Source organism: Thalassotalea agariperforans (assembly GCF_053470345.1).
Window position 1 is genome coordinate 148,530 of sequence record NZ_JBQMWH010000007.1, and the last position, 13,750, is coordinate 162,279.

General features: G+C 37.9%; 8 protein-coding genes. 3 read left to right on the forward strand and 5 right to left on the reverse strand.

The genetic code is table 11. The features are described from left to right. Nucleotides 1–4: 4 nt before the first annotated feature. The 4 genes from nagK to ACSLUO_RS11260 all read right to left on the reverse strand — a co-directional run bounded on the left by nagK (nt 5) and on the right by ACSLUO_RS11260 (nt 7,950). Entirely contained in the window at nt 5–913 is a 909-nt protein-coding gene (gene nagK, locus ACSLUO_RS11245; protein ID WP_448248624.1) for an N-acetylglucosamine kinase, read from the reverse strand. A gap of 242 nt (nt 914–1,155) precedes the next feature. Then, a complete protein-coding gene (locus ACSLUO_RS11250; RefSeq protein ID WP_448248657.1) occupies nt 1,156–3,861 on the reverse strand; it encodes a beta-N-acetylhexosaminidase in 2,706 nt (901 codons plus the stop codon). Nucleotides 3,862–4,001: 140 nt separating this feature from the next. Next, nucleotides 4,002–5,045, reverse strand: a complete 1,044-nt coding sequence (locus ACSLUO_RS11255; protein ID WP_448248625.1) for a cupin-like domain-containing protein — start codon at nt 5,043–5,045, stop codon at nt 4,002–4,004. 238 nt (nt 5,046–5,283) lie between these two features. Continuing rightward, nucleotides 5,284–7,950 carry a TonB-dependent receptor gene (locus tag ACSLUO_RS11260; protein WP_448248626.1) on the reverse strand — a complete coding sequence of 889 codons (2,667 nt, stop codon included), beginning with the start codon at nt 7,948–7,950 and terminating at the stop codon, nt 5,284–5,286. A 443-nt stretch (nt 7,951–8,393) separates the two neighbouring features. On the opposite strand from ACSLUO_RS11260, the gene ACSLUO_RS11265 reads away from it, so the two are divergent. After that, complete coding sequence (locus ACSLUO_RS11265; protein WP_448248627.1) at nt 8,394–9,416, forward strand: LacI family DNA-binding transcriptional regulator; 1,023 nt, start codon at nt 8,394–8,396, stop codon at nt 9,414–9,416. 208 nt (nt 9,417–9,624) lie between these two features. Here the strand turns inward: ACSLUO_RS11265 and ACSLUO_RS11270 are convergent, their stop codons facing one another. Beyond that, on the reverse strand, nt 9,625–10,194 hold the full coding sequence (locus ACSLUO_RS11270; protein WP_448248628.1) for a PhnA domain-containing protein: 570 nt from the start codon (nt 10,192–10,194) through the stop codon (nt 9,625–9,627). Nucleotides 10,195–10,503: 309 nt separating this feature from the next. Between ACSLUO_RS11270 and ACSLUO_RS11275 the strand changes: the two genes are divergently transcribed. Next, nucleotides 10,504–12,519: a patatin-like phospholipase family protein gene (locus ACSLUO_RS11275; protein WP_448248629.1), complete on the forward strand. Its 2,016-nt coding sequence runs from the start codon at nt 10,504–10,506 to the stop codon at nt 12,517–12,519. 40 nt (nt 12,520–12,559) lie between these two features. Beyond that, complete coding sequence (locus tag ACSLUO_RS11280) at nt 12,560–13,609, forward strand: SMP-30/gluconolactonase/LRE family protein (RefSeq protein WP_448248630.1); 1,050 nt, start codon at nt 12,560–12,562, stop codon at nt 13,607–13,609. The last annotated feature ends 141 nt before the right edge of the window (nt 13,610–13,750 follow it).

Sequence of the window (13,750 nt, forward strand, 5' to 3'; positions counted from 1 at the left end):
ACTCTTATGAGATTTTGCAATATTTAGCTTGTTGCTGTCTGGCGTAAATAACCGAACCTATTTCAGGTGGCGATAAAGGAGCGGATAGCTTCCCTTGCACATCAGCATCTAACCAAGGGGTAATGACTGGGGTTAAACCGCCAATCAACGAAATTCTAGGTGGATTTTTTGTTAATAATTTTCTTGCGACATTGCTGATATAACCAGCACCTTCTTGCACTATGGCACGAGCGATATCGTCACCGGCACAAGCTTCAATAAAGACATCGCGAGCAAATTCGGCAAAGAATGCGGCCGGTTTACCTGCGATCACTTCCACCATTTCCACGGCATCATTAACTTGTAAATGTTTTAATAACTTAGGCGTTAAGGATGTATCTGGAATTAATTTATCTAACGATAACAGTACTTGTTTAGCTGCTTGAAAGCCTGTCCATGCGCCACTGCCTTTATCACCGTGAGGAAAACCATGACCACCGATCATAAACACTTCATCATCAACATGTGAAAAACCGCAAGAACCCGTGCCCGTGATCATTACAGCGCCATATTCACCTTGATGCGCACCTAAACAGGCAATAAGTAAATCAGTCGCTAAATGCATTTGTTTAAAAGGATGTTGCCAGTCACTCATTTGTTTGTATAACACAGGTAAATTAACCCCTGCTAAACCAACACCAGCAACTAAATCGTTTAATGATAAATGGCCAAGGCCTGCATCAATTAATGCCAATTTTGCTGATTGTTCAATAGAATGTGTTGCTTGTTCAAAACCGTGTAACGGATTACCAGGACCAGAAACTCCTGTCCCTAAAACCTCATTTTCACTGTTAACAATAATGGCTTTACACTTAGTACCGCCACCATCAATCCCCAAGAACAGTTCGTTTTTATTGTTAACACTTGTTAGCATTTTGACCTCGTGTCAGGCTGACTCTTTTACGTGAAAAACATTCCGCTTTAGCTTGCATGTTTTCCCGTGGTTCTAATTTTAATGTAATCATATTACCATAAATGACAGCGTTGTCATTTGTTTTTTACATTATTCGCTATTTTTTTGTTTTTATCACTTAATGCCGATAAAAAATAAAGATTAAGCTACTGATTTTTATCGACATTAAACTATTATATTATTTTGATTATTTGCTTTTTATTTTAATAAACTTGTAATTTTCGACCAAAACGCTGGCCATTATGTGTTTTTGTTCGTACCCAAACCTCGCCCGATACCTTAACTGGCGCATGGTATGTTGACCACTGACCACCATTTACTTGATATTCAATGGTTAATCCCGGATAAGCAACATTAGCAAATAAATGTCCTTCAATAATTTTGGCTCCTACCGTTGGTAAACGATAATGAACTCCTGCTTGCTCTAATTTAGCAAACTCTTTCAAACCTAAAGTAGCAGCGAACAACTGCCATTGGCTATCGCGCTGAGTTTGTAAATCAGCGCTAAATCGGTTGCTATTTTGGCTATAGACAAAACCATCATAATCATAAGGAACTGCCCATTCGGCTTGATGCCAAGCGCGTTCAGCCAATGATAATAATCGAGGAAATAATTTATATTCAGCGGTATTATCCGTGCGCGTATTTTCACTCCATAACTGACCTTGAATACCAGCAAACACTCTACCCTGCTCTAATGGCTGAGATAAAATTTTACCGCTTTCATCAACTTTTAACGTGTCGTTAGCAATATAAGGTTGTTCTTCACGATCAAGCCAAAATTCAGCATGAATAGGTAAATTATCAGGCATAAATTGGAAGATTTTTTCGCTGTTAATATGGCGTGATGCCCAGTAATAACCATGCTCTTTAGGATCGGCTTCATAAGGAAAATCAAAATATAAAACATCCGGCGTTGAAACCACCACATGCCAATTGCGATTAGCAAGCTCATGCGCAGCATTATGGCCGTCCCACATCAACAGGCTCCACGCGTTTGCTTGTACCACGGCAGGCATTTTATCGCGACGAGTATGTGACAACCCATCACTCCATGCTGCCGTTTCAATATCCATTGAAGCTAATAAATTAGCAACCCGTTCTACAAAGTAGCCACCTAATTGACCAACATCTGTGATCCCATGATCATTTTTATTTAAAAATTTGTGACAAGCCGGTGACGATACCCAAGCCCCTGCGGTTTCATCAGCGCCAATATGATAACGAGTCAGCGGTTGCCCTGCTTGTTGGTGAATAGATTTAACTTGTTGCATAACTTCAGCAACAAAAGCATATGACGACTCTAAACACACGTTAATGGTATTGTCGTTATAATATTGCACCGATGAATATACGGTTGTGTCTTGTGGATCATGCAGTAAGAATTGCTCGGCTTTATCTTTTTCTTCTTTAAGCATGTATTTATTATATCTCGCCGTCATTGCTTTCACTGCCGCACGTGAATGACCAGGCATATCTAACGACGGGATAACTTGAATATGGCGAGCACTGGCTGCTTGTAAAATCTCTTGGTAATCAGCTACCGAATAATAACCATTGACAGCACTGGTTGGATCAAGCCCTGCACCTAGCTGAGGCATTAAACAATGTTGCTCGGTTACATCAAAACAACGCTTACTACTTATTTCAGTTAATTCAGGTAATGACGGAATTTCTAAACGCCAGCCTTCATCATCACCTAAATGCAAATGCAGTTTGTTTAATTTATAAGCCGACATTTGCTCTAATAATTTTAAAATAAATGCCTTATCACGAAAGTTTCGCGCAACATCAACTAACAAACCCCGAAACTCGTAATGAGGTTGATCAGTGATCTCAACAACAGGTAAACGCTGGCTACCTAATTGATACAAACTGGCAATACTTTGTAAGCCATAAAAAGCACCAGAGGCATCATTTGCTATAATGTAAATTTGTTGGGGTTGGATACTTAATTGATAAGACCCTAAGGCTTTAGTGCTTGTGCTGGCTTGTTCATCAACCTGAATAGTTAATGATAATTTGCTCTCACTATTTTGCTTGATGCCCAATTCTGCAAGTCTTGTTAATGCAGCGCCAACGGCAACGGGTTCAACGCCTTGATAAGTCACCTTCAAACCATTGGAAATATCAAGTGTCGCACCTGTTTTGCTAAACTCAGCGCTAGTTGGGGTCGGTATTATTTGTTGTGAAACTTTATTGAAACCTGCGTCTTGCTCAAACATACTAAAATCATGAGCTTGGTTACGCTCATACAAACGCTCTGCTGTTAACCACTCGGTTTTATCATTTGCCGTACGTTTAAACTGTTTTTCTTCGTCTATATAGGTAACAACATACGGTAAAATTTCTAAGCCCGTTTCTGGATCTATTACAACCTTGGTACTTTCTATTACTCGTGCTTCAATCGCTGTATCAATAACCGCCTTATCTTGCTTACCGGTGATAATATAATTAGGTAAAGCATCCGTTTCTGATAATGACCAAAAGTTAGCATAAAAAGTAATAACTTTAGTTTCGCCAGCGTTAAAGCCGGAAAATTTATCGGTTAAATTAATTTGATGTAAATCACCGTTTAAATGGGTAATAGTAAATTCATCGCTAATTGATTTTTGAATGGGGGTAATTTGGCTAAAATAAATCTGCCAATCATTCGCTTTTATCGCTTTATTAGCGGTTAATACTAAATCCACTCGAAAACAGTTACCATTTTCAATATTCGGATCACATTCAGCTGATGGACGATTATCTATTTGTTGATATTTAACCTGTAAACTCTGTGCGATGTTATCAATATCTTGTTGCTTAGCCGCGGTTAAAACTTGTTGTTCACTCAATGTTTCAGCTTGATTGTATACGGTTTCATTTTCTGGGCTGCATGCACTGACCAAGCTCATTGATGTTAACATAACCGTGCCAACCATAGCTTTACGCATCAAAGCGCTGAATGATAATACTTTAATGGGAATTTGATCGGATATTTGCCCGATAGAATTGCGCATATTTAACGACGATAATTTTACTGACATAATAAATCTCATAAATAAAGTTAACTTAACTGGCTATTTAGCCACTTTTTAATATTGATAATGTGCTCTGGTGATAACGGCGCTAAAATGCCTTTTATCTGCTTAGGAATATGTTGTTGGCTTTGCTCACTATGGTCAAAAACATAATGATTAAAAAAGGCCTGCCATGCTTTTTTTTGTGGTGTAGGTAAATCTCGAATAGTTAATATGGCTAATAACATAGCATCCATGGGCACAGGTTTATTGCTGGTAGCAATAGAGCCACCCGCCCAATAATTTATGAGCATGTTAATGTCACTTAACGCTTGCACATGATGCCACCATAAACGTGGAATATATAAAGCATCGCCTGGTTCAAGCTCAGCAACAAGCGCATAGTTTAATGCTTGTTTAAAGCGTGGGAACTTATCGAAATCAGGCGCAGATAAATCCACCATACTCACTGGTGCCCCTGCAGGAGTAAACTGTAATGGCCCAACATATAAGTTAGCAATTTGCTCTGGCGGAAATAAGGTCACACGCCGACGACCTGCGACAACACAAGCAATATTGTCGGCGTCATCATAATGCGCAACCACGGTTGATTTATTACCTAACCAAAAACGTGGTTCAGTTGTTTCTTTGCCAAATAACGCCATGTCATGCTGGCTATGTAATGTTGGAAAATAATCTTTTAAGGGCGCGCTTTGAATAGCCACTGCGCCTTGAGTTAAGCTATCAGGGGCTTGATTAATCGCTTGAGCATAATTATTTAAACAGTTAATAAATGTTTGATAGCTCGTTACCTTGCGTTCAAAATTAAAACCGTTAAATGCTTGGTTATAAAAAAACTGTGTTTTTTCTCCGGCCTTAATTTCAGCTAAACGAACATCACCACCAACATAATGCTCAGTTAAAAAATCCAGCAGTGTCGAATGAGTTGACGTATTTTGTTTGCTTGGCTCACTCTTTTGCTCTTGCTCTGGCCTACTTTTTTCAACTAACGGCCAGTGTTTTACTAAACCTTTTAAAAGTGCAGGCTCAGCTAAAGATGCGATTTCTTGTTGAAAAAGTTCGGTGGTCACATTATGCCAAGTGGCAACTTGCTTTAATGCTCTGATAAATCACCTCCGAAAATATTTGTCATTCTTTGTTATCGATTAAAGAACAAATGATGACACTAAAATAATGATTAAAAATACTTATCAATATTGCGATTAACTTAGCAAAAAATACCTTTAATCATTATCTCTAAGTTCAATATAGTCACTGAAAATAGAGATAAAAAAGCCGAGCAAAGCTCGGCTTCAAAATACGCGTTAATTAGAAGTTAACACGAACACCAGCAACAAATCGGCGACCATTTTGGTAAATAGACATAATGCGTTCTTTGTTAGTGTTGTATTCAACAATTTCTTCATCAGCAAGGTTTACAGCTTCTAACGTAAATGTAACATTTTCATTTAAGTTATAAGAAGCACTAGCATCCCATTGACCAAACTCATCATTAAATAACTCATCACCATTAAAGTGTAATCCTTTGTACCATTCACTACGGTAGTTATACATTACACGCGCTTGGAAATCGTCATTTTCATAATAAGCGGTTAAGTTCAGCATATCTTGCGAAGTACCTTCTACTAAACCTGTACCTGGCATACTTATATCACGCGCTTCTTTAGCACTTGAATCCGTATAAGTATAGTTAGCTGAGAAACCGTAACCACCTAGATCATGTTGGATACCAATTTCGATACCATCAATAGTACCACCTAAGCCATTACCTGGTTGAGCAAAGTTAACAGGTACCCAAATTTCATTATCTTCATCATAGCGATCTTCAGTAACCGTTGTTGTTGTTCTTAATGAATCAAGTTCTTTGGTAAAGTAGGCAACCGATAACATAGAGGCATCGTCGTAATACCATTCCCATGAAATATCAAACTGATTAGCAATAGTAGGTGCTAAGTTTGGATTTCCTCGAGTACCAGAGCCTTGACCACCGGTTAATGAACCAAATGTTTCAGATGAAGAAATATCTGCCCAGTTTTGACGCGCCATAACTCTTGCAGCACCAACCCGTAAAACTTGGTCACTAGCTAAATCAAAGGCAATGTTAAAGCTTGGTAAAAATTCTGAATAATCATTATCTTGGCTTACCCAGTTCAAAGTTTCTGGTGTTAACCAGTCACCATTAATGGTATTTAAACCCCAAGTTTCGCCTGAATATTCATAACCAAATGAAGTTTGATCTGTAGAAACATAACGTAAACCTAAGTTACCTCTATAACCATCACCTTCAAAGTCACCTTGGACATATAAGGCTAAAATATCTTCTTCCACTGCCCAAATTTCAGGTAAATTGTCGTGAATAGCATAACCGGCATTGACACCATTTAATGAACCAAAGGCAATTTCTTCCATTAATGGGCGATTGTGCGATACTTGGTCAGTAATATTGCCTGTTGCTGCTACATCAACATTTGCATCACCTAAAGCATCTAAACCACAATCAGCTAAGGTTGGACAGGTATCAAAAATATGATCTAAATAATTATCTGAATTTGCGCCACCATCTGCAAACGGTGCGTGCCAACTATATGCATGACGACCTTGTGTACGCTCTGCTTGACGATATTTAAAACCGGTTTTAAGCGCAGTAAACGGGCCAAAATCTAAAGCAATATTTAAATCCGTTTGTACAAAGGTTTCTTCATCTGTAGTTGGTTTAGCTCCACCCCAAATCCAACCTGCAGCAAAGTTGCTACCATCAGATGGATCAACACCTAAGTTTACATCTGGTGTACCGGTTAGGTCATAATCATAACCTGCACCAACAGCAACATATTCCCATGAAGTTTCACGATAAGTACCACCACTTGCTTCAGTCGTACCTATTTCGAAGTTAAGGTCGTAATCATCGCCTTCATAATCTACATCTAAATGAATTTGCTCAGTTTTTGTACTTGAAACACGGTTAATATAATTATAAGCAAAGTTACCACCGGCACTCGATGCTAAGACAGCGCCGTTAACAACCTTAGTCGCGTTAGCAATCACTTCATCACGATCTGATACGCCAGCAAAATTAATTAAGTTAGCATTTTGGTTATCTACGTCCATTTCAGAGCTTAAAACATTCAACGTCATTAATAAGCTATCAGTTGGTGCATATTGCATTGTCGCAAACAAGGTTTGACGCTCACGGCTTTGAATAAATTTCGGTACACCTATATTACGAGGAACACTATACTCATCATCGTCACTTTCGATCCAACCTAATACTTCAAAACCTTGGCGCTCTACATTACGCTCTTGATCAACCGCTGAGACCATGATACCAAAGGTTTCATCTTCATTTTTCCAAGAGTACATGCCAGCTAATTGAGGATCTGTTTCACCAGAAGTTTCAGAATATTGACCTTCTAATGAAAGGCTGACGGTATTGGTATCCATATCTAGTGGACGACGAGTACGTAGTACGACACTACCACCGATTGAACCTTCATCACTGCTTGCCATTGGTGATTTATTCACTTCTAAACCTTTAACAATAACTGACGGCAACATGGTGTAGTTAAAACTACGGTTTGCTTCATCAAGAATAAACCAGTCAGCTGTACCCACTGATTGACCATTTAATAAGGTACGGTTGTATTTAGGACCTGCGCCACGAATACTGATTTTTTCACCTTCACCAAATTCACGACTAACTGCAACACCGGTGATACGAGATAAAGTTTCAGCAACGTTTTTATCTGGGAATTTACCGATATCTTCAGAGGTAATAACGTCTGATACATTAGCTGCAAAACGTTTTGCATTAATGTTCTCTCTTAATGAGCCACGCAAACCTTTTACTTCAATGATTTCAACTTGCTCAGTTGCACCACTCGTTTCTTCAGCCATAGCGATAGCCGAAGAACCACCTGATAAGATAACTGCAATTGAACTTGCGAGTATGCCTTTTTTAAATAGTGTAGATGACATTGCTTTTTCCCTTATACCGTTTTTATAAATATGATTTAAAAGTTGAACCAGTTATGACAACGCTGTCTTTTCTTTATGACAACGCTGTCAAAACACTAAGTAAACCTTACTACTAAATTATTACTGTGGCTAGAACTAATTACTGTTTTTTTCATAAATTATAGACAAGTGAATGTTTTTATTAAAAATTTAGTTGGTAATATTTTTTAACTGTAGACGGTTTTCTAACAATTTCCGAATAAATAACCAACATTTTTTACTTAAATTTTGAACTTTTTCACGATAAAAAAAGGGTGTTTAACAACTTAAAATGGCAAAAATAATGGTTAACAAAACAATCGTTGTTGTATTATCCGCAGATAACTATTGCTGTCAGTTGATTAAAGCAATAACCTATACTGATATTTTTTTTATTTAGCATTAAAAACAGGTAGTTTGATTTAATGAAAGCGACAATCAATGACGTTGCAAAACATGCTGGCGTTTCAATAAAAACCGTTTCGCGGGTAATGAATAACGAAAGTGCTGTGCGCCAAAATACCCGAGAAAAAGTAATGGCTTCAGTTGCAGAGTTAAATTATCGCCCTAATTTAGCCGCTAGAAATTTAGCCGGTACTAAATCTTACAGTATTGCTTATGTCTACGATAACCCGAATGCTTATTATGTGATTGATATGCAAAATGGCATTTTAAATGCCTGTAAAAAACAAGGTTTTGAGCTATTAATTCATCCTTGTAATGCTAAAGAAAGTAGCACCATTGAAGAAATCACTAACATGGTAAAACATTCACGTATTGCTGGCTTAGTATTAACACCTCCATTTTCTGAAATGCCTGAATTTGTTGCACAATTAACCGCTTTAGAAGTTAAAGTTGTTCGTATTATGTCGGGTGATAAAGCACCGGATCAATTAACCCCCTGTATCATGATCAATGATAATGCAGCGTCAAAAGTTATTACCCAACATTTAATCGATAATGGCCATCAGCGTATAGGTTTTATTGCCGGTGGTGCTGAGCATAACTCAACCGTAGAACGTTTAGAGGGCTATAAACAAGCATTAAGTGATAATAACATCAGCCTAGATGATGACATTATTATCCATGCTGAATACTCGTTTGAGTCAGGCGTGGAAGGGGCAAAAGCCTTGATGGCTAAAAAAAACAAACCAACCGCGATATTTTCTTGTAACGATGAAATTGCCGCCGGAGCTTTATTTGCAGCTCGATTAATGAATATTGAAATTCCACAACAATTATCGATATCTGGTTTCGAAAACAGCCCATTCTCAAGACAAACATGGCCAAAGTTAACTACGGCTAACCAACCCAATATGAAAATAGCAGAAGAAGCGGCAAACTTATTAATTGCTCAGATCAGAAATAATGATGATAGAGAAATTTGTAAGCAATATACGCCTGAATTAGTGGTTCGAGATTCAACCAATACGTTAGCGGTAGGATAAGCTTAAGCGAGTAATACCAATTTCATTAAGTTATTGCCCACTTGTGCGGGTTGAAATATTCCATGGCTGCGTTGCTTTCAATCCCAATAGCCGGCTATTGCTCAATCAAGCGCCTTGCCATGATTTATTTTTCCTACGCACAACAAGATCAGAAACTTAATGGAACTGATATAATACTTTTTTTTTAATCTAGCTTTATCTAAAACTATTACGCTTTTTTCAAATACCCCGCCACTAAGACGATACGCGTACCATTAACTTTACCCTCAATATGCTCAGGATTATCCGTTAAGGTAATACCTCTTACTATAGTGCCTTGCTTGGCAATAAAGTTAGCGCCTTTTACTTTTAAATCTTTGATCAAAGTAACATTATCGCCATTTTGTAACTCAGCGCCATTGCTGTCACGGGTTGGTCCATTGCTTTGCTCTGCGGCAATCCCCTGCTCAGCCCAAGTTTTAACGTCATCTTCTAAATAGATCATATCAAGCGCATCTTGCGCCCAAGTTTCGGTAGATAACTTATGTAATAAACGATAAGACATCACTTGCACAGCCGGTTCTTGACTCCACATGCTGTCATTTAAACAGCGCCAATGATTTACCTCTAAAGGTGTTTCACCATTAATTTGGCTTAAACAATGACCACAAAGGTAAATACTTTGTTGTGCACTTAAATCACTGCTCGGCGGTACCGGATAAACGGCAAGTTCGGTTGTTGAGGCGCATAATTCGCAGCTACTATTACTACGTTGTTTTAAAGCTTGTTCGACAGGCATAAATTAAAGTTCCTGAAATATTTTGCCGCTATTATGCCTGTAATTAATGATGATAAAAAGTCACATAATTAAATCCTCGAAACACTGTTTTAGTGGTTGAATTACTTTCATTGTTCAAAAGCTTCCCTAGCATCTTGTGGGTTAACTTAGCAAAATGAAAATATTGTTTATAAAAAGTCACTTGAAGATAATTAAACACCTGTACAAACAAGGTGTTAGCTTCAAAAATTAAATAATTAAAACCATGGTAAAAACATTTTTAATAGTGTTATTCTATTAAGATAATAATAAAAACAATTAGAGAAGATAATGACTTATCATCACAATAATTATGATGAGGCAATGCAGCAAGCTGAGTTAACCTGGCTTAAAAATAGACGAGAGCAAGCGCTTTTACCCAAGATTAACAAAGATAATATTAATGGCTTAGCACTTTCTGGCGGTGGTATTCGCTCTGCGGTATTTAATCTAGGGGTCTTACAAGCCTTAGAAAATCATCAGAAACTTAAACAAGTCGATGTGCTATCATCCGTTTCAGGCGGTGGTTACATTGCAAGTGCGCTGACTTGGTTTAGCGCAAAAATTCCACAGCAATTCCCTTTTGGCAGCCGGCGTGAAGACCATGATAAACTTGGCGGTTCGGTGATCAATTGGCTACGTGCTCACAGTAGTTTTTTAACTCCTGGCAATGGCATTAACAAAATGTCGTTATTTACCGCGATATTTACTGGCAGTTTAATTAACTTACTTATTCTATTACCAATTTCTATTTTAATTATTTATTTCGCCAATTTACCTATTCCCGCGTTAAGTCAGCTAATGAATACTGACAAAGTCGTTAGGTTTTTTGATGTTTTACGGGTTAGTTCATCGGCATTAATGCTCATGAGTATCGCCTTTATTTTATTAACCGCGTTAAGTACCGGTGTTAATGGTTTAAAGAATAAAAGTACTGAAAATTGCCGGCGTTGTGTTACCCACCTTTTTTCTTGGGGCATATTGTTGTTTATGCTCTCACTCATTCCTATTATTCATCGTTATTTCGAACAATTAACCGAATGGGTGGTGCATGCCAGCTTTAGTGTTTCATTATTTGGTATCTTGTTAACTTGGTTATCAAGCTCACAAATTACCAGTAAAAAAAATTCACTACTAAAAAGTTTGATCATCAATTTAGGTTTGTTATTAGCTTGTCTCGGTTTTTTCATTATGACTTTTCATTATGCAAATCAGTGGCAACATAGCCATGGCGAAAATTTCACCTATGTTTTTATTGGCTTGATCAGCCTTTCATTTATCTTGGCGCTCACCTGTAATATTAACTTAATTTCAATGCACGGCTATTATCGTAATCGCTTACGTGATGCTTTTATGCCTTACCAAGTACCTAACACACACGATTGTAGTCAATATAAAATCGCCACTTGGCAAGATTCACAAGCCTGTTATTTAACAAGCTTACCCAACAACCAAGCACCATTACATATTATCAATTGCAATGTTGAATTAACCGGCTCAAAGCAGCCTAAATACCGTAATCGCGCCGGTGATTGTTTTAGTTTTACACCGCTCTTTACCGGCTCTAACGCAACCGGTTATATTGCCACTAAAAATTATCAAAATGGCGAGATGGACTTAGCCACCGCTTGTGCTATTTCCGGTGCTGCCGTTGCTACTAATACCTCACAAACACGTTCAAAAACATTAAACTTTCTCTTAGGATTATTAAATTTACGCTTAGGTTGTTGGTTACCAAATCCTGACAAAATACAAACGTCAAAATGGCACTTAAAACCATTGTGGTATCTTTACATGTTCCGCGATATGTTTGGTGCAGGGCTAAATGAAAAACAAAAGTATATCCACCTTTCTGATGGTGGCCACTTTGAAAACTTAGCTGTTTACGAATTAGTAAGACGCCGTTGTGCTACCATTATTGCCTCAGATGCCGGTGCCGATCCTTTATTTCAGTTTAAAGACTTAGCTAAATTAACCGAAATGATCCGCGTTGATTTTGGCGCTAAATTAACCATAGACTCCAGTCCATTACTGCCCAATGAACAAGGCATATCAGCTGCCGCTTATGTCATCGGTGACATCACCTATCACTGTGGCAAAAAAGCACAATTTATCTATATCAAAGCAACTTTACAAAGTGAATTAAGTGCTGATGTTTTAGGTTATAAAAACCAAAATCCGACATTCCCAGATCAGAGCACAATAGATCAATTTTTTGATGAATTGCAATTTGAAGCTTATCGCGAATTAGGCTTTCAAATCACCCATCGATTATTAAAACAACAACCGCAGCTTTTAGCGCAATAACATATTCAATAAACAATAACAAAAAGACAAGGAAGAAAAAATGACCAGTTTTTTATGTTCAGAATTTGAAATGGTTTCAGATCAACTCTCTTACCCTGAAGGTCCCGTTTATCTGGCTGATGGTAGTATATTATTAGTTGATATTAAAGAAGAAACCTTAACTAAAATTTCAGCCAGTGGTAAAAAATCTATCATTGCCAACATTCCAGGTGGGCCTAATGGATTAGCGATTGGCCCTGATGGTAATGCCTATATTTGTAATTGTGGTGGTTTTCAATGGCTGCCCGTTCCCATAGCCAGTACCAAACAAACCTTGTTTATTGGGGGGGATGAACCCGCTAATTATCAAGGCGGCTCAATTGTCAAAGTCAACTTAACAACGCAGAGTGTTGAAACTTTATACACTCAAGCAGAGCTTGGCCGCCATTTAAATTTTGAGACCTTTCAATGGCAAACATCAACATTACCAGCGCCAGCCAAATTAAAAGGACCTGACGATTTGGTATTTGATGAAACTGGCGGATTATGGTTTACCGATTGGGGCAAAAGCAAAGGTGATAAACGTGACATTACCGGAATTTATTATGCTAAAGCCGATGGTAGTGAAATTACTCAAATGGTTTACCCACTTAACGCCCCTAATGGTATTGCACTTTCCCCTAAAGGAGACCGTTTATATACGGTAGAAACATATACCGGCAATATTTTATATTGGCAGTTGTCAGCACCCGGCGTGATTGAAGTTAATCCAAAAACACTTGATGGTACTTATTGTTTACATGGTTTTGCCGGCCAAGCCATTTATGATTCTATGGCGGTTGATGTTGAAGGCAATTTATATATTGCCACTATGTTGCCTGAAGGTAACAACCCAATGAGTAACGGTGGTATTAGTGTCGTTTCGCCAAGCGGTGAATTGTTAGAATACATTGAAATAAAACGTCCTGATGGCAAGTTCGCGCCACTTCCTTCGAATATTTGTTTTGGTGGTAAAGATAATAAAACCGCTTTTATCACCTTAGGTGCTAGTGGTGCCTTAGTAAAAGCACAAATGAAAGTTGCCGGTTTACCGCTGGCCTTTAATGCTTAAGCCAAACCATAACGTTAAAAATAATAATTTATGCCTTTGATTCAAACCTTAGATGATACCTTGGATTCGTCCATGAATTCATCATGTTGAGAAAAGGCATAAAAACAACTGAGCTTACCAATGGATCATAATAATGATTAG

Excerpts from the sequence above, each read along its gene's own strand:
- nagK (WP_448248624.1), bottom strand. The coding sequence starts at position 913 with ATGCTAACAAGTGTTAACAATAAAAACGAACTGTTCTTGGGGATTGAT.
- ACSLUO_RS11250 (WP_448248657.1), bottom strand. The coding sequence starts at position 3,861 with ATGTTAACATCAATGAGCTTGGTCAGTGCATGCAGCCCAGAAAATGAA.
- ACSLUO_RS11260 (WP_448248626.1), bottom strand. The coding sequence starts at position 7,950 with ATGTCATCTACACTATTTAAAAAAGGCATACTCGCAAGTTCAATTGCA.
- ACSLUO_RS11265 (WP_448248627.1), top strand. The coding sequence starts at position 8,394 with ATGAAAGCGACAATCAATGACGTTGCAAAACATGCTGGCGTTTCAATA.
- ACSLUO_RS11270 (WP_448248628.1), bottom strand. The coding sequence starts at position 10,194 with ATGCCTGTCGAACAAGCTTTAAAACAACGTAGTAATAGTAGCTGCGAA.
- ACSLUO_RS11275 (WP_448248629.1), top strand. The coding sequence starts at position 10,504 with ATGACTTATCATCACAATAATTATGATGAGGCAATGCAGCAAGCTGAG.
- ACSLUO_RS11280 (WP_448248630.1), top strand. The coding sequence starts at position 12,560 with ATGACCAGTTTTTTATGTTCAGAATTTGAAATGGTTTCAGATCAACTC.